Below are 25,285 nucleotides of genomic sequence, written 5' to 3'. Positions count from 1 at the left end.
GCCATCGAGTCCGCCACCGTCGAGCTCACCGGCGACTGCCGCCTCGTCCTCGTTTCCGACGGCGCCCACGAACCGCACGAGGAGGCCGGGCACGACTGTTGGGGCCGAGATCCATGGTCGCGTGTCGTAGCGGCATCGTTGCCCCGTGGGTGAAGACGGGTGGGCGAGGTGGAGGGTGCTCGTTTCGGCGGCGGCCAGTTCGGGGGCGTTGCGGATGCTGTGCGTGGTGCCCGCGCGCTTGCGGCGCAGGAGCAGGCCGAGCGGGTACAGGAGGATCGCGAGCCGCGACAGCGAGGGCGAGCGGGTGAAGGTCCATCGGATGCTCCTGCGGTCAGTGGCCGATTCGGGGAAGGTCCGGCCGGAGCCGATGAGTTGATGAAATCCTCTCGGGGTGTTCAGCGTGGCGATGTGAACGAGGTCGTACGGACGGATTGGGGGACGGGTGCCCAGGCCCAGTACGGGGACGCGCAGGAGGAACTGACCGAGTCGCTGAAGGCGGCGATGACCGGCCGAGACTGAGGGCAGGCCGAGTTCGCCAAGGCGGCCGAGGTCTCTCCGGCCACGGTCAGCAACGTCCTCACATCCAAGACGGTGCCGAGCCGGGCCGCCTTGGAGGGTCTTCTCCACGCACTCGGGATCACCGGGGAGCGGCGGGAGGGAATGTGCGCGCTGCGGCAGGGGCGGACTCGCGCACCCAGCGCCTGGACCACTATCTCGCCGCCGCCGAGGGCGCCGTCCGCGATCACCCCTACGCGGGGGTCCTGCCCGGCGACGTGCCGCCGCTGGCGACCGTGTACGTCCGGCAGTTGGTCCGTCGGGAAGTCTCCGGCAGCGGCGGTGCGGCCGGAGCGCAGGCCCCGGCGGGGTTGCGGCCGGCCGGTGAGTTGCTCGCGCAGACCGACACCTGCGTGGTGGTGGCCGGTCCGACGGGGGGGGGGTCCAGCCTGCTGCGGACCTACCTCGCCGACATCGTGGCCGGCTGGCGGGCGGGGAAAGCCGGGCCCGTGCTCGCGGTTCTGGTGCCCGCCTCCGCCCTCCTCGGCGCGCCCCTCGCGGATGCACTGGCCAAGTACTGCAGAACGCGAGTTCAGCCATCCCCTCCATACCAGGAAACGACAACCGCCGGCTCAGGACACGAACCGCTGCTGGGGTACCAGGACCCCGTCGGCGCGCCGGGGCGGCTCGGCCCCGCCGGCGCCCCGTCCCCCGCGCCCCGCCCGTTCCCGGGGACGTCCCCGGTGTCCCACGGGACGGCGGAACGGCATTCTGACAGCTCGTCACGGAAACGCTGGCTGTCGTGATCACGGTGCGTGGTCACGAGAACGACAGCCCGGAGGTTTCCATGATCCGACGGACCCTGCAGAGCGGCATGCTGGCCGCGGTTGCGGTGCTCGCCATCCTGCCCACGGCGGCCGGTGCCGCCCCGGCGGGCGGCACCACCCCCTACCCCACGCCCGCCGCCGGCGTGCGGCACACCCTCCCCGCGCTGCTGCCGGCTCCGACCCGGCACCAGTCGGCGAAGCACCGTACCGCCCGCCACCACCGCAGCGTCCACCGAGTGGACCGCAAGCACCACGCCGGGCGTCGCCTCCACTCGGCGCACCGCACCCACCGGCTCCGCCGCGTCATCGTGCAGACCGCGTCGTACCGGCGTGGCATCCCCGCCGTGGGCCGCGTGGTCACGCACCGCCTCACGTTGAACGTCCGCTCCGGCCCGGGCACCGGTTACCGGGTGGTCGGCCACCGGCACCACCACCGGCTTGTGGCCCTCACCTGCAAGCGCTACGGCACCGGGGTGTTCGGCAACCACACGTGGTACCGGCTGTCCCACCACAGGGGCTATGTCTCCGCCCGTTACGTCAGGGTCGGCGCCACGCTCCCGTGGTGCTGACGGTCCTCCGCCGCCGTACCCCCTGAACCACCGTCCACCCCGACCGTCGAGGTCTGTTCGAGGACCACGTGTCCCCGAACAGGCCTTCGACGCGCTCATGTGCCTCACCATCCTCACACCTCACTGAGTGTTGCAACCGCCTTCCCCTCGGGAAGCCATTCCGGCATCAAGGGCGAAGCGCCCATAGTGGAAGAGGAGTCGAGGGACGCACCATGCCCCACCCCGAAAAACCGACCGCGCCCGACGAACCGTTGTTGGTCAGACTGCGGGAACTGAAGGACGGTACGGGGCTGAGCCTGGCGGCGCTGGCAGCGCGCACCGCGTACAGCAAGTCCGCCTGGCACCGCTACCTGACCGGTGCCCAGCGGCCGCCGCGCCCGGCCGTGGAGGCGCTCACCCGGCTGGCCCGCGTCGATCCCGACGCGGTACTGGCCCTGTGGGAGGCCGGCGAGCACACCGCCGACGGGCCGTCGCCCGCCAGCACCCCGGACGGGACCGGACCCCGGCGCTCGGGCGGGCGGCGGTGGCTGCCACTGTGTGTGCTCGCGCTGGCGGGGGTGACGGCCGTGGTGGGCGCCGCCGTCGCCGCGCACGACCAGGGCGGTTCGACCGGTACGCCGGTCGTAATGGCGATCCCGCACTGCCACCGGCCTTCCTGCCGGGGCGAGTTGCCCGACGCGACGGCCTGCGCCCGCGACGCGCGGACCACCAGCACCGTCACCGACCCCGCCTACACCGTCCGGCTGCGCTACTCCCCGGTCTGCGGTACGGCCTGGTCGGAGGTGCGGGTGCGCTCCCCGCACGCCCGCGAGGTTTCGGTACGCGCGGGCCGGGACGTCCTCTCCACGACCTACCCGGCCGACGACACCACCGGCTACACGAGCCCGATGCTCTCCGTACGCTCCCCCCGGGGTGTTGAGGCCTGCGCGGAGGTGGCCGAACAACTGGCCTGCACCGGCATGGACGTACAGGATCCGGACGAGGGCTGATCCCCTGCCCGGGGGCGGGCGACGGTCCACCCGCCGAGCTCCCACGATGCCCTCAGGCCGGCAGTTCCTCCTTCAGGAGCCGTGCTCCTGCTCTCAGCTCTCCCCGACGCCCTGTCCTGCTTCCTGACCCGGCGCACCGCCCCGGTTCACAGCTCGATCTGCAGGTCGACGATGTCCTTGAATTCCACTTCGAGGCCGTGGGCAGGGCGGCCGTCGTCGCGGAAGTAATCCTCGCCCAACGCCTCGGCAGCGATCTCACGGAGGTCGTCCTCGTCAACCCCGGCCTCCTGGGTTTCGACGAGGCGGGTGGCGTGACGGGGCTGCAGGGCGAGGGTGAGCGGACTCGGCCTCGGTGACGGGGTCGGACAGGGCCATCGACCCACACCCAACCCATGCGGGCCCCGCGACGCACGGCGCGGTCGTCCACTGCGGTGCCGAATCTTCCAGCAGGCCCGAGGGCACCCCCGGGCCAGGGCCCCCGGCAGCCCTCGTACGCTTCTCCGATCACTCACAGCGGAGGAGACGACGGAACCGATGATCGCCAGCTTTGTGGGGCTCGTGGTGATCCCCATGGTCATGGCCGGGCTGGCCCGGTGGGCGGCGGCAAGGAGGCGGCGCGGCCTTGCAGCGGGCCGGGCCGTGCACTTCCGCTGCCGACTCGACGGCCACAAGGGCCGACTGCTGGTCGACCCGCGGCTCGACGGGCCCGTCTTCCTGGACCGTTTCGGGAACGTCACCGCCCTGCCACGCGGTGGCGAGGCACTGGACGCGACAGTCTCCACCAACGGCCGGCCCCCCTTCGAGAAGGTCAACCTGCGCTACCGGACACCCGAAGGCCAGGTGCTGCGGCTGCGCCTGGCCACGCACGACGCGCGGACCCTCGGCGCCTGGCTGGGCGAACGGACCCGCCCGGTTTCCGCGCCCGCCCGACGGCTGCTTCTGCCGGCCGCACCGCCATGGGCGATACTCGCCATCGCGGCGTTCCTGTTCGTGGGGCTGGCCACCGCGGACGTCGCGCTGCTCGGGAAGCACACCGCCGCCGAGGTCGTCCGTGTGGACCGGGACGACGACAGCTGCACCGTCGGCTGGGACGGCGGCGCACAGCGGGCGGCTGTGGACTGCGACACGACAGACGTCCGCTCCGGCGACCGCATCCGGATCACCACCCTGCCCTGGCCCTTCCTGGGTGAGGCCGTGAACACGCGAACCGCCCTGAGTGTGGTCGCCGGGCTCGGAGGCGGCCTCGGCCTTGTCGGCCTGGGCGGTGCGTTGATGGTCAACCCGCTGGCCTGCGCCCGACGCGTCCGGCTGGCGCGCCGGGCCCGGCCGGCGATCCCCCCGCGGGCGGCCGCGGGCGGCGAGGCGGGCGAGGACAGGTGGCCCGCCCTCGATGACGACCTGAGCTACGCGAGCCTCGCCGCCGCGGCCCGGCACGGCGATCGCCATCGCCCGGGCCCCCGGGTGACCCCGCCGCGCCGCGGCTTCGGCCGCACGTCCATGTCGCCGCGCATCTGGGTGCTGACCACCGCCCTCGGCACCAACGCCTGGTACTGCCTGGGGTTCTCCTCCGCCGCCGTCCTCGAAAACCACTTCCAGCTGGGGCACTGGCGCTTCCTCGTGTTCGGCACGGTCGGCATCGCGTCCCTCGTCCGGATCGGCTGGGTCGCGACCGACCGCTCCGCCCTGTGCGGTCCGGTACTGCGTGCCGCGCGTTCGGAAGCCGGGAAGGGCACATGGCAGCCCATGCGCTACGTCCGTCTGTGCCGGGATCCCGGCGAGATGGTGCTGGTCCTGTTCCGACCGGAGGGCGGCGAGGTGACAGCGCCGCTGTTCCTCCAGCCGATCTCCCGATCCCGAGGGAGTGAGGGCCGCACCGTCGGCGGTCCCGCTCCGGTCGGCGAGGCCCTGGTGCTCGACACCGGCGTGGGGCCACTGATCTGCGAGATCGACGGCGTCCGTTTCCTCCCCAGAGGCCGTGCCACCGAGGCCGCGACCGACCCCGCACGAACCCGCGACGAACTGCGCAGCTTCGCCGAGAGCCACCTCCGGCCGGTCGGGAGCAGCTAGTTCAGAGCCACGCAGCCTGGAGACAGCAGACAAGCATCGGCGGTGCTTCTGTCTCCTTCGGGGAGGGACCCAGCGATGCTGCCGGATCCGGCGGTACCTGCTTCGCTGCTCGCCGTGTGGGGGTTGGTGCGGGGCTGCTATATCGCTCCCACCTTCACGACCTTCTCCTCGCTGGTCTCATGACCGCGCCCACGTGTTCTTCTCCCGCGCCCGGTGGAGCCCGGACCTGCTGGGCGTGTCCCTGTCCCACCTGATCGTGCGCCGCCTGCTGCCCGAGGGCGCGGTGCTGACCGTCGTGGCGGACGACACCCTGGTCAAGCGGCGCGGGGAGAAGGTGTTCGGGGCGGCCTGGCAGCACGACGGCGCCGCCAAGGGTCCCCTCGCACTTCGTACACCCCCGATGCCCTCGGCCACCGCCACACCACCGACCACGTCGAAGAAGACATGCGGAACGCCATCAGCTGAGCCTTCCCGCGCCTCGAGGACTCGGCCGAGGACCTGACGACAACACGCCGGTCTCCGGCACGACGAGCCGGAGGCCGGCGCCGTGCCGCCTCCTCGCTGTCCGGCGCCCTCATCTCCAGCCGAGGCTGGAGATGCCCGGGTACGGCGGGAACCCGGTCAGCGGACTTCCGTGAGCCTGCCCGTGGCCACGTCGAAGACGAAACCGCGGACGCGGTCCTTGTGGACGACGAACGGGTCGGCCTTGATGCGCGCGACGGACTGCCGTACGTCCTCCTCCAGGTCGGGGAACGCCTCCGCCGCCCAGGGCGGACGGATCCCGGTGTCCTTCTGGACCGCGTCCTTGAACCCGTCATCGGTGAAGGTCAGCATGCCGCAGTCGGTGTGGTGGATGAGGATGATCTCCTCGGTGCCAAGAAGGCGTTGGCTGATGGCGAGCGAGCGGATCTCGTCCTGGGTCACCACCCCGCCGGCGTTGCGGATGACGTGCGCCTCGCCGTCGTTCAGGCCGAGGATCGCGTAGACGTTCAGCCGGGCGTCCATGCAGGCCACGACGGCCAGTTTGCGGGAGGGCGGCAGCGGGAGCGGACCGGAGAAGGTCTCGGCGTAGCGGGCGTTGTTGGCGAGCAGTTCATCGGTGACGGACATGACGGACCTCGGTTCTCTCGTACGGGGAAGGGCACGGACGGGGTGATGGCGCGGAGCGGGATCACGAGGCCCGGCTACAGAAACCGTCGAAGAGATACACACGACGCGAGGGCCAGAAGCCCGTCAACGTCGCGACCAAGGTCGGCATCACACCAGTGAACTCCTCAACGCCGGGCCGGGCAAGAGAATGAATGTTCGGCGCCGGGCCGCGACGGCCATCGGACCGTCGTTGGATTCGACAGATTCACCCCGCGGCGGCGAGCCTGTCCGTACGCCCGCCCAGCCCAGCGGAGAACTGGTCAGTGACCCGCTCCCACGCCAGTGCGGCGGCCGGTGCGACGGGCGACATGCCGCCCTCTGCGGCGATGTCCTGGTCGAGGCTGAACCAGCCCTGCACGATGTGCGCCGCCCCCATGGAACTCCAGCGCGGGGCGCAGGGCGTAGTCGATGGCAACGCCGGCGCCGAGCAGCGCCTCGGGTGGCAGGGCGCGCACCTCCAGCGCAGTCACCTCGTACCCTGCCGCCGAAGCCGGTCGTCCAGGTGACGCAACAGCCGGGTGGTGCGGGAGGTGGGGGAGGGGCTTCCGGACACGGACAGGATGGCAGCCATGAGAGACCATCCGGGGGACGGGGTTCAGACGTGCGAACAACACCGCCTACGTCCGCACGTCCTCCGGAGTGGAGGCCTGGCCCCGGGCGGCGCGGGAGGTCGCCTGCAAGTGACCGGTCACCGGCTCCGGTGCAGTGCGACCAGCAGCTGCCAGACCTGGTCCGCGACTTCCTCCGGCGCGGCCCGCAGCAGCCCGTGCAGCCAGTCCGCGAGCACACCCGCGAAGGTCGCCGCCACCGCCGACGCGACCAGCGGGGCGTCAGCCGCGCCGGCCAGTTCCCGTTCCTCGAGGCTGCGGGCCCGCAGGTCCCGGTGCAGCACCCGACCGAGCGGCCCGCCGCCGCCCGGCGCGAGCAGCGACCGGTACAGGGCCGCGTGCGTGGCCAGACCGGTGAAGAACTCCCGCAGCGCGGGCGGGGCGTGGACCGGATCGGGCCGCCCCCGCCAGGCGTGCAGCGCGTCCACCGCCTGCCGTACGACGTCCGCGCACGCGTCGACCGCCAGCGCCTCGATGCCGTCGTAGTGCACATAGAACGTGGCCCGGCCCACCCCGGCCCGGCGTACCAGCGCGGCCACGGCGACCTCCGCCGGCGGTCGCTCGGCGCACTCGGCGAGCAGGGCGGCGCGCAGCCTGGCGCGGGTGCGTGCCGCCCTCGGGTCCTCGTGCGACGCCCGGCTCATCGTGCGGCGAGTACGGCGGCCAGCGCGAGCGCGCCGGGCAGCGCCTGGGCGAACAGGATGCGGCGGTTGGCCGTGGTGGCGCCGAACACGCCCGCCACCACCACACAGGACAGGAAGAACACCTGGACCCGGAAGCCGGTCGGGTCGGCGGCGAGAAGCCCCCATACCAGTCCGGCCGCGAGGAAGCCGTTGTAGAGGCCCTGGTTGGCGGCCAGCGGAGCGGTCGCCCGGGCCGTCTCCGGGCCGAACCCGTGCAGCCCCCGCCCCGGCTTCCGCTGCCACAGGAACATCTCCAGCACCAGGATGTACATGTGCAACACGGCCACCAGGCCGACCAGCATGTTCGCCACGATTTCCATGAGCAGCGAGTCCTCCCCTTTTTGGACAGGTGTCCAGGATAGCTGGACACCTGTCCATGAAATCACCAGGTCCCGCTGACGCCCGCGCCCACCTCGTGGCGGCGCCTCGTCTCCGCAGCGCTCCCCCCCGGAGCCGTCCGCCGCATAGTCGGCCTGCTGGCCGACCTTGCGGTGACCTGGTCACAGCACGACTGGCAACCGCCATCGGGAACCGGGCGAGGTCGCGCGATAGAAGAGCGCGGTCCAGTACTGGGAGCTGCTTGGCGGCCTGCCGGAGCTCTTACGGAAGGCGGGGCGCTGGCGTGCCGGCATAGCGGGCCAGAGCGTGGACGACGGCCAGGCCCAGTTGAACGACGCTGAATAGAGCGAAGGCCCGCAGGCCAGCGGATCCGGCCAGGCCGGCGGTGGCTGTGTCACTTCCCGCAGCGCCGCGGCGGTGGCGTGGTCCAGGCCGATGGCGATCCCCGCCACTAGGCGGCCGCCCGCTGACCGTGCGCAGCGCCGTATAGGACGGAGGCGAGCTCGGCGCGGGCCAACTCGGCCCGGCCGGCGTACTCCGCCTGCGTCGGAGTGTCGGTTCGGTGAAGTCCTGCAGTGCCAGCCAGGAGACCTGCTCAGTTATCGCCCGAAATCCTCGGACGGACGCCCGCGCAAGCCTTGACCCGACGGACCGCGGACTGCTGGCGCCCCCATCAGCGTGCACCGCAAGCCGCGGTCGACCACGACCTGGCGCAGCTTGCCGGCGGGTGCTGACCCAGCGCTTCCGACTGGTGAACACGGTCTGACCCGAACGCCGGGGGAGTCTTGCCTCGACGGTGGCGCTGCCCCGCTGAGCCCGGCCACCATGGACTGCGCCCTGACGAGCTCGTCCGGTCAAGGGTTCTTATTTCGGCAGGAGGCACCCGCCGGAACGGTTCGTCATTCTTCTTGCCGGCGATGTTCATTCAGATGAGCGAGTTGACTCGGTCAGCCTCGCCGCCGGCCTCCACGGGGCTGCGGTCGGCCAAGGGGCACGTGGCTGCGATCGTGCCAGGGAGCCGCGTGCCCGGCGCCGGGCCGCGGCACCGGTGGAGCTGCTACTCGCGGTACGGCTGCTGGACTGGGACGACGACTGCGTGCGACTCAAGGCCGCGCATCTCTTCCGTCATACATTGCAGCAGGTCACAGCGCACGGAGCGCGTAGGAAGTCTCCGGCTGGGCATGTGGGTGCGGGGTGGCAGGAAGCGACGCGGCGGCATGGCACCGATGACCGTGCGCCTCTGAGAAAGAGGACGGCATCGGGTGATCGCGGATGACGAATGGGGCGCCTACGCGGCATGCCGCAGCAGCGCCCCGGATGAACTGTTCGTCGAAGGGGCAGCCCAAAACGATGCGAAAGCCGTGTGCAGCGGTTGCCCAGTACGCACGGAATGTCTGGCATTTGCCCTTGACCGTCGCATCGAGCATGGCATCTGGGGAGGAATGACAGAGCGAGAACGCCGTGCCCTGCTGCGCCGGCGGCCTACCGTGACGTCCTGGCGCAGCCTGCTCGAAGCGGCCCGTTCCGAGCATGCGCGCCGCGCTTGGTCGGCTGACCGGGCTGAAAGAGCGGCTCATTGACCGAGGTGGCGCTGCCCTGCCCGCGACGGGCACGTGGTCCAAACCCCGGTAGGGGCGGCGCCCAGGCGGACATCGTCATCCATCGCGGTCACCGGCAGCCCGCCCGGCAGCACACCGAACGGGACTGGTGGATGCCGAGCCACACTGCCATCCACCGGTGACCCCCATCTCCGGCCGTTTCCACCCGACCGCGCACTCCGCCGGCCGGCCGGTCGTGCACGGCTGGTGGAACGACCGGGCGGTCGCCATCAGGAAGTTCACCCCCTTGGACCCGAGCAGACAGCAGGGTCCCCGAAAGGCCCGCACATTCGCAGGTACAACCCGTGCCGGGCTACCCATCAGGATGCCCCGCCGCTATCGCGTCCTGCTCGGGGCCGCGAACAGTCCCACAATGGAGATCATCACGCTGCAGTCCCGGGCTACCACCGCCCTGCTCTCCTCGAATGCGGGGAGCTCTCCCGCCGTCGTCTCGCCACCGCAGGCCGCGGCGAGCGGCGTGCGACCAGTTCGGCCCGCTCGTCCAGCCGTGTTGGGCGGTCTCGGCCGTGCGATCAAGCGCTCGCTGCCGAAGCGTTCACGATCCGACCACACCCGCTGGCCGAACTTCTGACGACTGTCCACAGGCGATGCGTGATCTCTGGGAGGTATGAGCGATCACGAGCAGCGCGGTCGGCCTCGAGCCATCGGCGGGATCCACGTCTTCGCCTGCTCCCTCCATCTCGCCAACCATCCCGAGAGCGCCCGATTCTGGTGGGGGTTCGCCGCGGGCGCCGGCCACGGCGCGGCCGCCTACTGTCTGCACCTGCAGCACCTCCTACCGTCTGCATCTGCACAGCACCTCACCAACGGAGAGCTAAGGGAAGCAGACGTCTGGTGGGAGCGGGTCGAAGACGCCCTGGCCGACACGGAGGGCGACGCCCGCAACATCGGTGAGAGGACGACGCTGATCTACTGACCCCACCCACCGCTGAAGGGAGTCTCCCGGACCCATTACCACCCGGGAGGCTCCCTGCCTGGCTCGCGCACACCCTGGCCGCGCATCGCACTACCGCGACCCGGCCGCCCGCGAGGCCGCCACCGGTCCTCGGGCACGCCGCGCTGCTCAGCCGGACTCGCCCGCCTGATCCCCGGCGCCGGCGCCGAGCAGGGTCAGCACACGGGTGAGGGGATGCGACATGGATCACTCGGCATTTCAGGGCGGATTCTGTCCTGTATCGACTTTACGCTCCCCCCAGCACCTACTCCTGGGAGATCACATGGCCACCTTCGTACTCGTTCCCGGCGCTTGGCTCGGAGCGTGGGCCTGGGAAGACACCGCCCGAGCTTTGCGAGAGCACGGCCACACGGCGCTGCCGCTGACACTGACCGGCCTGGCCGAGCGCGCAGACGAGGCCGAACCCGAGACGGACCTGAACACGCATATTGCGGACATCACCGGCTTCATCGAGCGGAACGATCTACGCGACGTCACGCTGGTCGCCCACAGCTACGCGGCTGCCCCGGTCACTGGGGCAGCCGGACGTCTCGGTGACCGGCTCGAGCGCGTGACCTACGTGGACAGCGCCCCGTTCGCCGCGGGCATGTGCATGCTCGACCTCATGCCGCCGCAGGCAGCGGGCCAGCTGCGCCAACAGGTCGACGCGTCTGGCGACGGGTGGCGGCTGCCGATGCCGACGTTTGAGGTCCTGGGCTTGTCCAGCAGCCTCGACGGGCTCGATGAGGGCCAGCAGGACGTTCTGCGCTCGCGTGCCACCCCTCAGCCGTTCGGCACCTACACCCAACGCCTCGTCGGCCCGGCCGAGCCCGGCCCCGGTGTAGACCGTGTCCTGATCACCTGCCACGACTTCACGGGACTGCTGGATGGCGGGGTGCCGATGCTGGCCGACCTGAACCAGCCGCCGTGGCGGCGCTTCGGCCTGCCCACCGGGCACTGGCCGATGCTGTCCGCGCCCGCCGAACTCGCCGACGTCCTCGACAAGGCCGTCTCCTGACCGCGCTGGACGAGAGACACGGCCCGATGCAGGACCACGACTGCCTCCGCCGGCTGCGCGCCTGTGCCCAGGCCCTGGCCGGCGGAGCACGGGAGGCTTCTGCCGAGGCGGTCGTCCGACGGGTCTTCGCCATCCAGGCCCAGGACGCCACAGCCGCCGATCTGGGCATCCGGGTACGCGGCCGGGACATCACCGCCCAGGCCATCCGCACGGCATACGAGAAAGAGCGGAGTATTGTCCGCGGCTGGTACATGCGCGGCACCCTGCACACCATTCCCAGCGACGACGCCCGCTGGTTGTTGCCGTTGCTGTCCCCGCGGACCCTTGCCGCAACCAAGCGCCGCTACCAGCAGCTGGGCCTGGACGACGATCTGCGTCAGCGCGCCGACCATCTCATCCGGCGCGCTCTTGCCGCGCACGGCCCGCTCACTCGGGCCGAGCTGACCGAGCACCTCACCACCCTCGGTATTCCGCCGGACGGGCAGGCGCCGTTCCACCTGATCCGCCACGCAGCACTCACCGGCATCCTCTGCCACGGCCCACAGCGCACCGGTGAGGCCACCTATGTACTGCTCGACGACTGGCTGCCCACCACGGGGCGCTTCCGGTGGGAGGGCGACGCTGCCCTCGCCGAGCTGGCCCGCCGCTACCTGGCCGCGTACGCCCCCGCCACCTTGGAAGACTTCGCCGCCTGGTCCGGGCTGCCGGTCACCTGGGCCCGCAGGACCTGGAAAACGCTGACGGAATCCGGCGAGATCACCGAGTACGGCGTGTTGACCATGCTCGCCGGGCGGGTGAAAGAACTCCCAGGCTCGTCTGACACCCCGGACGTTCGCATGCTGCCCGCCTACGACAACTACCTGGTCGGCTACCGCACCCGCGAGGTGTCCGTCCCAGCTCCCCACCAGGCCCGCGTCTGGCCAGGAGGCGGCCTCATCCGGCCCACCGTCATCGCCGACGGCGTGGCCATCGCCACCTGGGCCCGTGGCTCCGGCTCGCGCTCCATCCAGGTGGATGCGTTCGAACCTGTCCCGCCTCAGATCGAGCAGGGCATCGATATGGAGAAGGAGGCCGTCGTCGGCTTTCTGCGACCCACCGCATAGCCGACCCGCATCCCGATCCCAAAAAGGCGGCCACGTGGGCGAGAACGTTGGGTCAAGCGCTGTCCTGAGCACTTACGGCTTCGGCTCAGCTCAACGCGAGGCCCCCTTGGCTTCGCCATGGACACAATGTGGCTGCCGACGTCACACTGCAAACCCTGTCACCCACAGGGAGGCACTTGAAGGCGCGACGTTGATGCCCACCAACCGAGACAGCCGCCCGGATCCTCCGAAAGACGGCAAGCGTCAGCTTCCCTGCGGAAGTGAGACACCAACGAGGGTGGACACGGCCTTCGCCGTGTTAACCCAGAGGTCGCCGACGGCGCTGGCGGCGCGGGTCAGTCCGAGCAGGGCGGCGAGGACGGCGGGACGCTGCATGGTGAGATCTCTCTCCTGAACTCGAAGCGGGTGAAGGAGGCAGGCGGCTGGGCCCTATGCCAATGCGCGGCCGTCCTGTACATGTGCTGTCGCCCCGGCCTGCGCCGGGGCGGGGCGATGGTGGGTGCGGTTCAGAACGGCGGCTCGTCGGCCCAGGGATCGCGAACCGGCAGGAGCCGGAGCCTGCGCGTGGGGCGGTCTCAGCACCAGCACAGCTCGCCGCCCGGGTACGGGCCCTCGGACCACCAGCCGCCCTCGCCCTTACAGTCGGGGCAGCGTGGACGGGGCCTGGAGGAGAGCCGGATCTCGTGCCGGTTGGCGGTCAGCTCCCAGCCGCTGGCTTTCAGTGCGACAGCGCCCGCCGTGGCGACGACCTGGGCGGCGGCCGCGAGCAGCAACAGGGTGGTTCGGGCGCGCACCGGGTCAGCTCCGCCGCGGGTGCGGCTGGACCAGGAAGCGAGTGCCGGTGCCGGTGGAGTACGGCTCGGTGGTGACGAAGTCGGGCTCGGCCTGGGCGAGCTGGAGCATCGTCTCCTTGATGAAGTCGGCCGGGCGCTGGAGGTCGACGCGGTCGACGTGGAAGTCGCTGAGGCTGATGTAGCGGGCCTGGTTGGCGCCGTACTGGCACAGGCTCCACAGGCGGTCTCGCACGATCTTCGCGGCCTCGGTGCCGTCAGACGTGCCCGGGACACCGCAGTTCATCGCGCGGCAGGTGGCGGCGTGGGCGTTGGCGAGGCCGGCGGCCCTGTGCTCGTCGAGCTTCGCGGAGCCGTCCCGGTCGGCGCGGTAAGTGCAACCGAGGCAGGCAGTGGCGTAGTAGGTAATGCCGCGGTCGCCGTCAGCGGTGTATACGAGGACGACTGCGCCCTCCGCCGGTTCGAGAACGTTTCGGTAGCGCTGGACGACCATCGTTCGTGCCCGGCGGCGCCCAGGTCGCCGGGTCCTGCACGTCGGGGCGACGGGTGAACAGGCTTAAGGTCGCCGCGCAGGGGCCATCCCCGCGAGCGCGGAGAGCACATGGTGGCCGGCCGCCGTCTAACCGGCCGGAGGACGAAGCACAGTGGCCCCTCAGCTCCCCGTCAACGACGTGATGCTCCTCCTCGAGCGCGACGGTGCCGTGTGCCTTGCCGAGAGGCAGGGCACCGGCTACGCCGACGGGATGCTGAACCTTCCGTCCGGGAAGCTCGACGAGGGCGAGGACGTCTACGACGCCGTCATCCGGGAGGCGTTCGAGGAGACAGGCGTCGTCGTCCAGCGGCACGCCCTGCGGATTTCAGTGCAGCCGGGGTGCTGGTGCTGCACGAGGAAGTCGTCGCCGCCCGCGCCGAGCAGAACGCCGACACCCGGCAGGCCGAGTACGTCCTCCGGGCCGGGGTCGAGGGCACGATCAATCAGGCCTTGGACGTCACCGGGCTGCGTCAGGCCCGCTACCGCGGCCTGTCCAGGATCAGCCTGCAGCACGCCTACTCGGTCGCTGCGATCAACGTCACCCGTCTTGATGCCCACTGGTCCGAAGGCCCACGACGCCCCCGGGCCAGCCGACTCACGCGACTCGCTCACCAACTCGCGGCCTGCCCCAGCGTGGTCGCGATAACCGGCACCGCGTCGTCGTAGACCCGCCAGCCGTCCTCGCGGGTCCCACTCCGGATGGCAAAACCGGCAAGAACCCGCCGCCCGGGGCGCTCGCTCAGGCCGCTGTGGCGATTTCCCGGGCCGGCTGCGTCTGCTCGTAGGCGTGGCCGACCCGCACGAGCGTGGGCTCGCCGAGGGGACGGCCGAGCAGCTGCATGCCGATCGGCATGCCGGCCGAGTCGTCGCCGACCGGAACGGTCAGGGCGGGCACTCCGGTGATGTTGGCGGGGGCGCAGAGGCGTACGTAGGCGTCGGAGACGCCCTCGACGGTGCCGTCGGGCCAGGTGACCGTCGCCTCGTCGGAGCCGACCGCGGGCATCGGGACGCTCGGGGCGGCGATCACATCGACCTGATCCAGCATCCGTGCCCACTGGTCGCGCATGAGCGTGCGGGCGCGTTGAGCGCGCACGTAGTCCCCGGCGCTCATCAACTCGCTTGCCTCCAGGAGGATGCGGACGTCCTCCTGGTACAGCTCGGAAACCGTGCGCAGGCTGCCCTCGTGGTAGGCACCGGCCTCCGGCACCATCAGGCCCCACTGGGTGGCCTGGATGTAGCGGGTCATCGGAATGTCGACCTCGACGAGCCGTGCGCCCAGGGTTTCCAGCTGCCCGATGGCGTGCCGGACGGCGGCCTCCACGTGCGGGTGGACGTGGTCGAAGTAGTAGGTGCGCGGCAGGCCGATGCGCAGCCCCGTCAGGTCCGTGCCGGGACCGGGCCGGTAGTCCGTGGTGGGCACGGTCAGCGAGGCGGGGTCGCGCGGATCGTGTCCGGCCAGTGCGGTCAGGACCAGGGCGGCGTCCTCGACGGTACGGGTGATCGGGCCGACGTGGTCCAGCGACCAGGACAGGGAGGTGACGCCGTGGCGGGGGACGAGGCCGTAGGTCGGTTTGAGGCCGACGACCCCGTTGAGTGCGGCGGGCACCCGGATCGACCCGCCGGTGTCGGTGCCCAGGGCGAAGGTCGCGGTGCCCGATGCGACGGCGACCGCGGAGCCGCCGCTGGAACCGCCGGCGACCCTGCCGCGGTCCCAGGCGTTGCGGGTCTGCGGGGTGGTCAGGCCGAACGCGAACTCGTGGGTGTGGGTCTTGCCGAGCAGGATGGCGCCGGCAGCGCTCAGACGCGCGGCGACCGTGCTGTCCGCCGTCGCGCGATGGTCGGCGCGGACCCGGGAGCTGGCCGTGGTGGCCATCCCGCCGACGTCGATCAGGTCCTTGAGTCCCATGGGGATGCCGTGCAGCGGTCCCCGGTAACGGCCGTGCGCCGCTTCGTGTTCGGCCTCGCTCGCCGCCCGGCGTGCCTGCTCCGCGGTGACCGTGACGAAGGCGCCGAGGTGCGGTTCCACTTTCTCGATGCGATCGAGGACGGAGTCGACCAGTTCGACGGGGGACAGTCGCCGGGCACGGATCGCGTCTGCGGCGGCGGCGAGGGACAGCTCATACGGCTGCATCGTGCGACTCCTGTCCGGCGCGGTAGGCGGCGGCGGGCGGGACGTCCGCGAAGTCCAGCTCGCGCAGGACCGCGACGACGCCGTGGATGTGGTTGGCGACCGCGGCGACCGCGGCGTGGCGTTCGGCAGGCAGCACAAGTCCGGCGCGGGCGGCCCAGCGGGCGGCCTCCGGCGGTGTGAGTTCGACGGTGGACATGGATGTTCTCCTTCTCGGTCGAGGTTGGGGCGGCGGAGTAACCGAGGCCGTAAAGGCCAATCGTTTGCTTTAGGTAGCTGCAGGCGCCGGAGTTGCTCGGGGCCCGCGCGGGGCGGCCGGGCGGCACCGGCCGCGTGATCAGGCCGCGGTGGGGATCTCGACGCCCGGCTCGGCGAGCAGCCGGTAGCGGCCGTTCTCCCGGCGAACGGTGCCGGCCGTGGGCTGCGGGAAGTGCGTGCCCAGCAGCAGCGCGTCAGTGTCCGCCATGCCGTCGAGAAGCCGGGCGCGGGTGCGGATCGCCTGGGCCGGGTCGGTGTCGACGCAGCTGTGCACGTGGGGGTGGGACAGCTGCACGGGGTGGTGGATGCTGTCGCCGGTGATCAGCGCCCGCCGGTCGCTGCCGCGCAGTTCGACGGCAACCTGTCCAGGGGTGTGGCCCGGGGCGGGGACCAGGAGGACGCCCGGCGCCACCTCGTGCCCCTGCTCGGGCACGTCCACGGGGTCGTACTGTCCGGCGTCGCGGATGGGGTGGACGGAGTCGCGGAACATCTGGGTGCGGGCTTCGTCCAGGTCGGTGGTCGCCCAGTGGTCCCATTCGGTGCGGCCGGTGAGGTAGCGGGCGTTGGGGAAGGTGGGGACCCAGTCCTCGCCGGTGAGGCGGGTGTTCCAGCCGACGTGGTCGGTGTGCAGATGCGTGGTGATCACCAAGTCCACGGACTCGGGCGGGAAACCGGCCGCCGCTAGGCGCTCCAGGAAGTCGGTGTCGAGACCGTTCCATGCCGGGTTGGCGCGCGGCTTGGCGTCGCCGATGCCGGTGTCCACGACGATCCGCAGCCCGCCGGCCTCCACCGCGAAGCTGTGGCTCGCCAGCCGCGGGACTGTGGCGTCGGCGAAGTCGGGGCGCAGCCAGGACGACTCGTCCAGCACCTCCCGGGTGGCGTCCGGCAGCAACCAGGGTCCGGTCTCCCGTGGCAGTTCGATCTCGTCGACGCGGCGCACGGCGATGTCGCCGAGGCTCCATCCGGTGGTGGTGAGGGGGGTGCTCTGACGGGGCGTGGTGGTGTACATCGGTGGGTCTCTTCCGGGTGGGCGGGGTAGGGGCGTGCGGGGCGGGCGGCACTCGGTCAGGTGGTGCGGGGCCGCCGCACGGCGCGGGTGAGGCCGGTCAGGGCCAGCAGGACGACGGTCACGGCGTAGAGCGAGACGGCGGTCTGCAGGCCGTACAGGTTGGTCAGCAGTCCGGCGAGGACGGCGGGGATGCTCATGGCCAGGTAGCTGAGGACGTAGTAGGCGGCGAGCGTGCCGACGCGTTCGGCCAGGGCGGCCGGGGGCAGCGGCAGGCGCAGAGCTGCCTGGATGACGGCGCCGAAGCCCGCACCCGCTACCGCGGCACCCGCGAACAGCGGGAGCAGGCTGTGCGGTCGCGGGCCGCTCAGGGTCAGCAGGGCTCCCGGGATCAGCAGCGCGGCGCCAGCGAGACTCACGGTGCGGGCGGGCAGCGCCCGGGCGGCGTGGCCGGCGAGGCCGGCCGCAGCCGTCATGGTGAAGAAGACCAGGCCGCCGGTGGCGCGGGCGGCGTGCGGGGCGATGAGCCGGGCGAGCGAGGGGCCCAGGGAGGAGCAGAAGTCGCCGAGGGCCCAGGCGGCGACGATGCCGGGCGTGGCGAGGGCGAGGGCCGGCCGGGAGGCGGGGGCGACGGTGACGGCGGGGCGCAGTGAGCGCCGAGCGCCGGGGTGGGGGTGGGCCCTCTCGGGGGTGAGCAGGGTTGCGGCGGCCTGCGCGGTGAAGAGCATGAGCAGCAGCAGGTAGACGGTGCGGGTGGGGGCGGGGGCGTACTGGACGAGGGCGGTGGCGGCCGGCACGCCGAGCGCCATGCCGGCCACGGGGGTGATGCCGTTGGCGGCCGTTGCCCGGCCGGGGCGGCGGGGGTCCTCGAAGTCGAGCAGGGCGGCTCCGGCGGCGCTGGTGGCCACGCCGGTGGCCAGGCCCTGCAGGATCCGGGCGGCGATCAGCGCGGGCACCGCCTGGGCGGTGGCGAAGACGGCCATTGCGACGGCCTCGGCCAGCAGCGCCCCGGCGGGGACCGGGCGCCGGCCGAGGTGTTCCGAGAGCGTTTCGGCGGTCAGCAGTGCCAGCAGCAGGGAGAGCGCGTAGGTGCTGAACACGACGGTGAGCGTCATGGCCGAGAAGTGCCAGGCGGCCTGGTAGAGCGCGTAGAGCGGGGTCGGTGCGCTGGACGCGGCGAGCAGGGCGACCAGGACCGAGGCGTGCAGCGGGAAGGCGCCGCGGCGGCTCAGCACGGGCAGGCCGCGAGGCGGGACGGCAGGGCGGTGACGCTGGTCATGGAAGCACCTTTGAGCCTTAAGGCCAATGCTTTGCACTAAGCACTTTAGGCACCCGGAGTCCCATGACGCAAATAATTAGCTTTTAGGTGCCGGAGGGGGCACGGCACTGCCGAGCGCCGCTGCGACCAGGCGGGCGGTGTAGGCCTCGGACAGGTCCGCGGGGCGGAACAGGATCCGGTACATCAGAGGGGCGACGATGATGTCCAGAAGGGTCTCCACGCCGGGCACGGCCTCCCCTCGCCCGGCCGCGCGCACGCCGACGGCCTTCAACTGCTCGGCGGCGTAGTCGGAGCAACGGACCGCGTTGCCCTGCCCGGGGTCGCCCAGCAGGGCGTCGCGGATGTACGTGCGGCCCGCCGTCGAGGACATCTCCTCGGCGAACTGCACGGCCCACGCCTCCAGGTCCGCCCGCAGGCTGCCGTGGTCGGCCGGCGGGGCGTCGGGGCGCAACCGCTCGACGGCCACGTCGGACAGCAGTTCCCGCAGGTCCCCCCAGCGCCTGTAGACGGTGGACGGCGTCACTCCAGCACGGGCGGCGATCAGCGGCACGGTGAGCGCATCCCGCCCCACCTCCGCCTCCAGATCACGGACGGCTTGGTGCACAGACTGCTGGACGCGGGCGCTGCGCCCGCCGGGGCGTGTGGTCGCTCGGGAACTCATGCAAACAGCTTAATGCGAAGAAGTTGCGTCTGGCTGGACGTCGATCTGTTCTACGGATGTGGCCATCGAGTGTTCAACGCCCGCATCCGCCAGCTCATGGGACAGCCGCGAGCAAAGCCCGGACTCAGGCCTACTACGAGCTGCTCGCCGAGTGGGACGCCCTGGTCCAGGACGACGTCGAGCCGACCGCCTGAAGCAGGCCGCCCCCGCCCGGTAGCCGGACGGGGGCGCAAGGTCCAATGATCGACGCAGCCAGACGCATCGGAATGGGACTCACGGTACTCGCGGGGTCGGACATCGCTGGTTCAGCGTCCGGGGTGTGCCTGTGCGGACTGGCCGGCGATCGCGCGCTCAATCCGCGCCCGGAACGGCTCGGCGCGGGCACTCGCCTGATCGGTGAGGGCGCCGGAGAGCCGGGCGGGCTCTAGCGGCACGACGAGCGGCTGCACAGCCGCGTCGAGCTGTGACCGCTCGTCGTGGTGCCAGCCACAGCCGAGCCGACTCCGGCATACCAGCCAAGGCGCGCTCCTGAGATGGGCGCTGCCCCTCGCCATCGTTAGGAGGATGCAGCGGTAACTCCGCACCTGCGGGGCCACGGCCTGATCAATAACCCGTGGGTGCAGATGACGCTCGCCTCCAACATGAACAACGTCCTCACCGAGCTGCACGCCGTGCTACTGAACAGCGATCTCGCCGACATGGCGGACAAGCCCGAGAACACAGAGCGGGAAGCGGCGCTGTCGATGACACTCGGCAAGCGGGGCCATCGACCGCCGTGGCCCCGCATGGCGGGGGAGGCCGCCGCTTGGCAGACACGTCAAATCCAGGAACTGCTGCGGCAGGCGGAGGTCCTCGTCATCTCCCCGGCCGCGCACGCCGCAGTCATGGCCGCGGCCGCCACCCTCGAACCGGCTGACATCAGCACCCTGCACCGCGACCGGGACGTCCTCATGCCGACCGGACTGCTGGTGCTGCCCGAACCGATCGTGGTCGTCAATCGGACCGGCTCACTCTCGGACACCAGGGCATTCGGCTGGCAGTTCATCACCCAGCACCAGATCCTGCCCACAGCCCGGTATCCCGGAGTGCTGGTGACGACGTTCATGGACCGCGACGGCCCCGTGCAGCCGGCCGGATGGCGACAGGCAGTCTCCCAGGCACGTGCCTCTGGTAATTCGCTGCCCCCGCTGATGCCGGACGGCATGTACGGAATGCGGGGCGATGCCTGCCTCGCGGAGGAGAGCAACTGGCCAACTACGACGCTCAGTCACACTTCCTCGGCCCGCTCGCTCCGCCGACCGCCGACCCTGCCCGGCCGGCCCGCGCTCGACGAACCGCACCGTCCGGGCCGCCCGCCACAAAGGACCAGGGCCTTCTCCGCCGGATCGAGATACAGACCGACAACGTCGCGAACCCTGTCGATGAACAGCAGGTCGATGGACAGCTTAAAAGGGGAGGAGGTCACTTCGGCGGACGTCCACGATGCATGGGCCGCCTGGATGAAAGCCACGATCCGGATCACGCCGCGCTCGTGCCGTTCGATGAACTCGCCCCGGCCACCCAGCGCGATGACGTGCCCTATCTCGAGGCCATCCATGCCGCTGCCCGGGCTACCAACGACCGGACCACTCCGCCACCTCCGTGACGATGACGAGGCCACCGTCGCCGACGCAGGCGACGACCGGTTCATGAGGATGGACGGCGATCGCGTGCACTCGGCCGGCAATGGGGAGCCGAGCGAGGATGCGACCGGTCGTGCGTTCCCAGAGGACCAGTAGGCCGTCAGCCCCGCCGCTGACGATGACGCTCCCCGAAGGGGTGGCGCCCAGTGCGTAAACCGGCCCGCGGTGAACCCGGCGACACCATGAGGACGCATCGACGTCAATCGGCAGGTGCGCAAGGCTGCCGTCGGCACCACAGCTCACCACGAAGCCGGGGTTCGACCAGAGGACGGACGTCACGGGTGAGCCCGGGTGGTGGCCGAGCGCCCGCCGGGTCCAACCCGTTCGCGGGCCGGTGAGCTCGACGTGTCCTTCAGCGTCTCCGACGACCACGATGTTCGCGACCCCGCAGGTGATCGCAGTGATCGCCGCTGGGTGCTGCTGCGGGTCAGTGATCAGAGCGCCGCTGAGTGGATCCCAGAGATAGAGCAGTCCCGAGTCGCCGCCTGAGGCCACGAAGCCCCCGCCTACCGAGGTCGCGCACGTCCGGACGGGCGAACGGTCCCACATGACCTCGCGGACCATGACAGAGCGCCGGACGTCCCACACCTTGCATGCACCGTCGAGACCTCCGGTGACGACCGTCCCGTCGGGCAGCGGCGCCAAGCCCCAGACCTCTGCTCCGTGTTCGCCGACGACCGCTGGTGCCGGTGCCGGCTCGTCCGAGACAGACGGAAGCGCTGTGCGCAGCACCGTCCCCGTGTTCCCGGCAACGAGCGTGATCTGCTCGTCACCGGGCCGGGCGTCCTGGTGCAGCATGAGGACGGTCGAGCCCGGGTGTGACACGGCAGAGCCAATCTCCTGCCCGGTGGTGGCGTCCCAGCGCCTCACCGTGCCGTCGACCGAGGCGGTCACGAGCCACTCACCCTCGCGGGTGAACGAACACTGCTGGACGAGGCCGTCATGCCCCCCGGGGTTCGAACCACGGGCCGCCATGACGTCCCAGATGCACGCCATGCCGTCCGCGCTGACCGATGCCAGTGCTTCGGCGTCCGGAGACAGTGCGCACGCCACGGCCGTCGTGGTGTGGGCGTTCAGCGTCGCCAGATGGCGCATCCGAGGCGGTTCCCAGAGCTGAACCCGCCCGTCATCGGTGCTCGTGACAAGTAGGGAGCCCTTGGTGCTGAGCACGCAGTGCTCAGCGGACGAGGGCAGTTGCCGCACAGTGGCAGGGGTCCGGGCGGAGAGATCCCAGCTGACGATACGTCCCTCCAAGCCGTAGGCGCCAGCCATGCCGACGGCGACGAGTGAGCGTCCTTCCGGCCCCAGCGCGACGGCAGTCAAAGGGTCTCCCTGGCCATAGACCATTTCGGTGACCGGTCCGGTCCTGTCCACGCTCCGCATGTACACCACGCCCTCCCTTCCCCCGTAGGCCACGGTCTGCCCGTCGGGGCTGACGGTGCCGCAGGTCAGGGGCTCCGGTGCCGGGGGGAGTTCACCGTCGACAGCCAGTTCGGGCAAGGTCCAGCGCCGGATCCGTCCGTCGGTGCCGAAGGTCAGCACCGCGCTGCCGTCGGGAAGAACGGCGCAGGCTGTGCAGGAAGGCTCGTGAGCGGTCCGCCAGGCGACCTGCCGGCCTGTGCGAACCTCCCACACGTGAACCGTGCCGGCTGGATTCACGGTCGTGGCGATCACGTACTTCCCGTCCGGGGTAGCGGCACAGGACTGCGGGACGGCTGGCATGTCCGAGAGAACACGCACCCGGCGGCCCGTCCCGACATCCCACAGACGGACAGTCCGGTCCTCGCCCGCGATGGCCAGGAGGCCACTACGGGGCACGAACGCACAAGAGACAAGTCGGCACCTGTCCCCAGCCTCCCTCAGGCGGCGTGTCAGCAACTCGGACTCGTGTGGACGGGTGCGTGACCGCAACGTTGGAACACTGCTCCCGTCGCCCCGCCGACGCGCCTCGGCGCGGACGAGCCGTGCCGCTCCAGACTCCCACTGCAGCCGGTTGGCCAACTGCTGCCAGGTAAGTTCGGGGTCCGCGGCGAGGTTGTGGGCCTCCAGCCGCAAAGCCCTGGCGAACTGGGCCATGATTCCACGCTGTCCCGCCATGGCCGGTGTGCCGGTGCGGTCCTGCGGGACGTTCGCCAGACCGCGCTCCCCGTCCCGGCCTGCCTGCGGCCACAGCCGCATGGCCAGTTCGTAGTCGTCCTGGAGCGCGTGGACACCAGCGTGCCTCCGGACTTCTCGGCATTGCGCGTCGAGTTCCGTTGACACACCCACTGCTCTGACCTTCCGCTCCAGGAAGCCGAAGTCGGTAAGGGTGGCCCAGAGCTCGTCCCAGGAGCCGCACAACGTCTGGTGGTAAGGGAGTTCCGCCGCCTTCCGGGCATTGACCGCAGAGCGCGGTCCACCAGGCGTATCGAGCGGTTGGGCGCCGAAATAGTCAGCGAGACGCCGGTGCAGGGCGGTGGTTTCTTCCTTCGTGAGGTACCTGCTGGTCACGGCTTCGGTCAATTGCCGGTGGTAGAAGCCGAGCAGCAACCGGCCCTCGTTCCGGCGTACGTTGAGGTACGGCTCGAGATCGGTCCGCAATCGCGCCCACAGAACGGGAGGAAGCAGTCCTCTCGGTTTAGGGGACCGCGGCATGTGTGACTCGACCTCCTCTAGCACGAGCGGGTCCGCGGAGAGCAGGTCGAGAAGCTCCGGTTCACTGAGTCCGTTCCGGGAAACGGCCAGGAGTCCGAGAGCCCGGCACACCAGGACCGTGCCGTGCTCCTTCTCCAGACGCTCGAGCAACCGTCCAGTCATCCCCGGCACATCCAGGGGGACAGAACCGGGCTCAACACTCGTGTAGGAAGCCCATCGCCGGGCTTCCTCGAAGGCAAGCCGCAGGTGCAGCGGATTCCCGCGTTCGGCGAAGGCCTGCAAGACCTCGGCCCGCTGAGCCGGTAACAGTGAACGCCCCGCCTCCTGGAGCCATTGCCGGAGAATCCGGCAGCCCTCCGCCCGCCGGAGAGCCGGCAGCCGCAGGAGACGCGACCCAGCCGCGAGCGCCGCTGTGGCGGCAGCGCTCCCCTCCTGGGCCGAGAGCACCATCCGCACCCCCGACGGCAGCTCGTCCGGCAGCCAGCTCAGGTCGACGTCTCCGGACAACTGATCAAGGGCGTCGAGAACAACGACGAGTCCCGGTTCGGACGGAAGGGCGGCCAGCGGTTCCCGCACCGCCTCGGCCAGGGAGTACGGCCGTTCAGCCTGGCTGCTCCCCGGTCGGCCCAGCCGCTTGAGGCTCCTGCGCAGATCATCGAGGAAGGACCGCAGGTCGGCCGATCGAGGCGTCGCGCCGATGAAGCGAGCGAGGACTGGCCGCCCACCTGTCTCCACACGAAGGCGGTGCGCGACCTCGGCGAGCAGCGAAGTCTTCCCGCCCCCGGACTCCCCGATCAGCAGCAACGGACGGCGATCGTACGTGTCCAGATAGCTCCTGATCCGCGCAATCGTGTCCTGCCGGCCGATGAAGTGAGCTCGGCGCTCGGCTGCGAACTCCTCGTGCGCCTGCTCTTCGTAGTGATGCTCGTCCGTCTCCGCCGCCTGCAGCTCGTCGCGGATCACTTCGGCGAGCGAGGCATAGACGTCCTCGCAGAGGCGGTCGATGTGCCCGGTGGTGGGCCGCCCGAGCTCAAAGTCCCACGCCGCGCGGTAGTCGGTGACGCGCAGGCGCGCGGCACCCATCGCGGAGAGCCGGTCACGCAGGAGCTGTTGCGCGGCAGCCGCCTCGGTGTCCGGCCGTTCATCGAGGAAATCCCGGTAGGGGGCGGCTGAAGCGTCCTCAGGGAGACCGAGGATCGTGCGCTGAAAGGCGAACGCTGCGCCGTGCTCGGGACCGTTCTCGGGGATCCCGCGCAGGATCTCCTGCTCGGTGATCGATGTCCGCAACAGCGCGACCGCTTCCCGCTCGGCGGGATCCTGGAGAGCGGCAGCGGTGAGCGCCTCACTCAGGGCGCGCTCCGTGGGACGCCACAGCGCGTCATCGCGATAGCTGCCCCGCCGCGGCTGCAGAACGAACACAGCCGGTACGTGGTTGCGGTCTTCGACGTACCAGCGATTCACCAGCCGCCCCTGCTCTGCCGTGAGTCTGGCGCACAGGCGTCGGAACATGGCTGCGTCGATCCCCGGGGGAGCGGGACGCGCTCCGTACCGCTGCCCGAGCAGCACGAGGAAGTTCGGCCGTCGGGTGATCTGCCGGCACCGATCGATCTCACCTAGGCAGATCTCTGCGACCCGCTGCTCGATCGCGGCCTCTTCGGAAACACCCCAGCGCAGATCGATGGCCTGGAACTCGGCATCGGCCTCGGAGCAGAGCGCGCGCAGCCGGGGGAAGACCCGTTCGTGCAAGGCGGCGCGCTCCTCGGCCAGGTCTCCGAACGTGGAGCTGACAAAGACGCGGAAGGTGTTCACTGCAACCGGCACTTGGCTCTCCCACGACAGTTCGCATGACCCCATCGGCTTGGACCCTCACCGGTTCCGCTCGCTTCCCGAAGGCAGCGACACCAGTGGGCATCC

At 70.9% G+C, this 25,285-nt stretch carries 23 protein-coding genes and 4 pseudogenes; 13 read left to right on the top strand and 14 right to left on the bottom strand.

Annotation, left to right across the window (positions count from 1 at the left end; all coding sequences use genetic code 11):
- Positions 1-534 precede the first annotated feature (534 nt).
- The 4 genes and pseudogenes from IG05_RS50570 to IG05_RS43680 form a co-directional block, all read left to right on the top strand.
- Positions 535-645: pseudogene (locus IG05_RS50570) on the top strand (helix-turn-helix domain-containing protein); the annotation flags it as partial.
- Between the two features lie 17 nt (positions 646-662).
- Positions 663-1,301: a hypothetical protein gene (locus IG05_RS0115990; protein WP_030343133.1), complete on the top strand. Its 639-nt coding sequence runs from the start codon at positions 663-665 to the stop codon at positions 1,299-1,301.
- A gap of 41 nt (positions 1,302-1,342) precedes the next feature.
- Complete coding sequence (locus tag IG05_RS43685; RefSeq protein ID WP_158838888.1) at positions 1,343-1,891, top strand: hypothetical protein; 549 nt, start codon at positions 1,343-1,345, stop codon at positions 1,889-1,891.
- Positions 1,892-2,103: 212 nt separating this feature from the next.
- Entirely contained in the window at positions 2,104-2,880 is a 777-nt protein-coding gene (locus IG05_RS43680) for an XRE family transcriptional regulator (protein WP_030343130.1), read from the top strand.
- Between the two features lie 146 nt (positions 2,881-3,026).
- Here IG05_RS43680 and IG05_RS0115975 read toward each other — a convergent pair whose 3' ends face one another.
- A complete protein-coding gene (locus IG05_RS0115975; protein WP_234335874.1) occupies positions 3,027-3,263 on the bottom strand; it encodes a hypothetical protein in 237 nt (78 codons plus the stop codon).
- A 151-nt stretch (positions 3,264-3,414) separates the two neighbouring features.
- Here IG05_RS0115975 and IG05_RS0115970 point away from each other — a divergent pair, with 151 nt between their 5' ends.
- Positions 3,415-4,947, top strand: coding sequence for a hypothetical protein (locus IG05_RS0115970; protein WP_158838886.1), 1,533 nt, complete (start codon positions 3,415-3,417; stop codon positions 4,945-4,947).
- Positions 4,856-5,449, top strand: a complete 594-nt coding sequence (locus IG05_RS49955) for a transposase (protein WP_078894213.1) — start codon at positions 4,856-4,858, stop codon at positions 5,447-5,449. Before IG05_RS0115970 ends, IG05_RS49955 begins: the two co-directional genes overlap by 92 nt.
- 119 nt (positions 5,450-5,568) lie before the next feature.
- Here IG05_RS49955 and IG05_RS0115960 read toward each other — a convergent pair whose 3' ends face one another.
- The 4 genes and pseudogenes from IG05_RS0115960 to IG05_RS0115945 form a co-directional block, all read right to left on the bottom strand.
- Positions 5,569-6,057, bottom strand: coding sequence for a beta-class carbonic anhydrase (locus IG05_RS0115960; RefSeq protein ID WP_030343123.1), 489 nt, complete (start codon positions 6,055-6,057; stop codon positions 5,569-5,571).
- A 244-nt stretch (positions 6,058-6,301) separates the two neighbouring features.
- A pseudogene (locus IG05_RS42180) lies at positions 6,302-6,667 on the bottom strand (hypothetical protein).
- A gap of 117 nt (positions 6,668-6,784) precedes the next feature.
- A complete protein-coding gene (locus tag IG05_RS0115950; RefSeq protein ID WP_030343121.1) occupies positions 6,785-7,348 on the bottom strand; it encodes a TetR/AcrR family transcriptional regulator in 564 nt (187 codons plus the stop codon).
- A complete protein-coding gene (locus IG05_RS0115945; RefSeq protein ID WP_030343119.1) occupies positions 7,345-7,707 on the bottom strand; it encodes a DUF1304 domain-containing protein in 363 nt (120 codons plus the stop codon). The genes IG05_RS0115950 and IG05_RS0115945 overlap by 4 nt, the downstream gene beginning before the upstream one ends.
- A 1,281-nt stretch (positions 7,708-8,988) precedes the next feature.
- On the opposite strand from IG05_RS0115945, the gene IG05_RS49250 reads away from it, so the two are divergent.
- From IG05_RS49250 to IG05_RS0115925, 4 genes are all read left to right on the top strand, one after another.
- A complete protein-coding gene (locus IG05_RS49250; RefSeq protein WP_030343117.1) occupies positions 8,989-9,306 on the top strand; it encodes a WhiB family transcriptional regulator in 318 nt (105 codons plus the stop codon).
- A gap of 646 nt (positions 9,307-9,952) precedes the next feature.
- The gene (locus tag IG05_RS0115935) at positions 9,953-10,261 is read left to right on the top strand and encodes a hypothetical protein (RefSeq protein ID WP_030343116.1); all 309 of its coding nucleotides are present in this window, start codon (positions 9,953-9,955) and stop codon (positions 10,259-10,261) included.
- A 301-nt stretch (positions 10,262-10,562) separates the two neighbouring features.
- Positions 10,563-11,297: an alpha/beta fold hydrolase gene (locus IG05_RS0115930; protein WP_030343114.1), complete on the top strand. Its 735-nt coding sequence runs from the start codon at positions 10,563-10,565 to the stop codon at positions 11,295-11,297.
- Positions 11,298-11,323: 26 nt separating this feature from the next.
- Positions 11,324-12,400, top strand: coding sequence for a winged helix DNA-binding domain-containing protein (locus IG05_RS0115925; RefSeq protein WP_030343113.1), 1,077 nt, complete (start codon positions 11,324-11,326; stop codon positions 12,398-12,400).
- A 243-nt stretch (positions 12,401-12,643) separates the two neighbouring features.
- Here IG05_RS0115925 and IG05_RS49950 read toward each other — a convergent pair whose 3' ends face one another.
- The 3 genes from IG05_RS49950 to IG05_RS0115910 form a co-directional block, all read right to left on the bottom strand.
- Complete coding sequence (locus IG05_RS49950; RefSeq protein ID WP_267883310.1) at positions 12,644-12,775, bottom strand: hypothetical protein; 132 nt, start codon at positions 12,773-12,775, stop codon at positions 12,644-12,646.
- 200 nt (positions 12,776-12,975) lie between these two features.
- A complete protein-coding gene (locus tag IG05_RS42175) occupies positions 12,976-13,194 on the bottom strand; it encodes a hypothetical protein (protein WP_234335873.1) in 219 nt (72 codons plus the stop codon).
- 4 nt (positions 13,195-13,198) lie between these two features.
- Complete coding sequence (locus IG05_RS0115910; protein WP_030343111.1) at positions 13,199-13,684, bottom strand: hypothetical protein; 486 nt, start codon at positions 13,682-13,684, stop codon at positions 13,199-13,201.
- A gap of 181 nt (positions 13,685-13,865) precedes the next feature.
- Here IG05_RS0115910 and IG05_RS49245 point away from each other — a divergent pair.
- Positions 13,866-13,973: pseudogene (locus IG05_RS49245) on the top strand (DNA mismatch repair protein MutT); the annotation flags it as partial.
- 89 nt (positions 13,974-14,062) lie between these two features.
- Positions 14,063-14,389 carry a transposase gene (locus tag IG05_RS0115905; RefSeq protein WP_051789883.1) on the top strand — a complete coding sequence of 109 codons (327 nt, stop codon included), beginning with the start codon at positions 14,063-14,065 and terminating at the stop codon, positions 14,387-14,389.
- A gap of 73 nt (positions 14,390-14,462) precedes the next feature.
- Here the strand turns inward: IG05_RS0115905 and IG05_RS0115900 are convergent, their stop codons facing one another.
- The 5 genes from IG05_RS0115900 to IG05_RS0115880 form a co-directional block, all read right to left on the bottom strand.
- Positions 14,463-15,854, bottom strand: a complete 1,392-nt coding sequence (locus tag IG05_RS0115900) for an amidase (protein ID WP_030343109.1) — start codon at positions 15,852-15,854, stop codon at positions 14,463-14,465.
- Complete coding sequence (locus tag IG05_RS0115895; RefSeq protein WP_030343108.1) at positions 15,841-16,050, bottom strand: hypothetical protein; 210 nt, start codon at positions 16,048-16,050, stop codon at positions 15,841-15,843. Before IG05_RS0115895 ends, IG05_RS0115900 begins: the two co-directional genes overlap by 14 nt.
- Before the next feature lie 138 nt (positions 16,051-16,188).
- Positions 16,189-17,118: an MBL fold metallo-hydrolase gene (locus IG05_RS0115890; RefSeq protein ID WP_030343107.1), complete on the bottom strand. Its 930-nt coding sequence runs from the start codon at positions 17,116-17,118 to the stop codon at positions 16,189-16,191.
- A 56-nt stretch (positions 17,119-17,174) separates the two neighbouring features.
- Positions 17,175-18,350 (bottom strand): MFS transporter, encoded by a 1,176-nt coding sequence (locus IG05_RS0115885; RefSeq protein WP_234335872.1) that lies wholly within the window; start codon positions 18,348-18,350, stop codon positions 17,175-17,177.
- 120 nt (positions 18,351-18,470) lie between these two features.
- Positions 18,471-19,055, bottom strand: coding sequence for a TetR/AcrR family transcriptional regulator (locus IG05_RS0115880; protein WP_051789881.1), 585 nt, complete (start codon positions 19,053-19,055; stop codon positions 18,471-18,473).
- A gap of 1,421 nt (positions 19,056-20,476) precedes the next feature.
- Here IG05_RS0115880 and IG05_RS50565 point away from each other — a divergent pair.
- Positions 20,477-20,700: pseudogene (locus tag IG05_RS50565) on the top strand (DUF7701 domain-containing protein).
- On the opposite strand, the gene IG05_RS0115860 reads toward IG05_RS50565, so the two are convergent.
- Positions 20,666-25,192, bottom strand: a complete 4,527-nt coding sequence (locus IG05_RS0115860) for an AAA family ATPase (protein WP_158838884.1) — start codon at positions 25,190-25,192, stop codon at positions 20,666-20,668. The pseudogene IG05_RS50565 and the gene IG05_RS0115860 sit on opposite strands and share 35 nt — an antisense overlap.
- Positions 25,193-25,285 lie beyond the last annotated feature (93 nt).

This window comes from Streptomyces sp. NRRL S-1022 (genome assembly GCF_000720135.1).
Lineage (GTDB): Bacteria > Actinomycetota > Actinomycetes > Streptomycetales > Streptomycetaceae > Streptomyces.
Note: the sequence above shows the minus strand (reverse complement) of the source record. Positions and strands in the feature narration are given on the sequence as shown.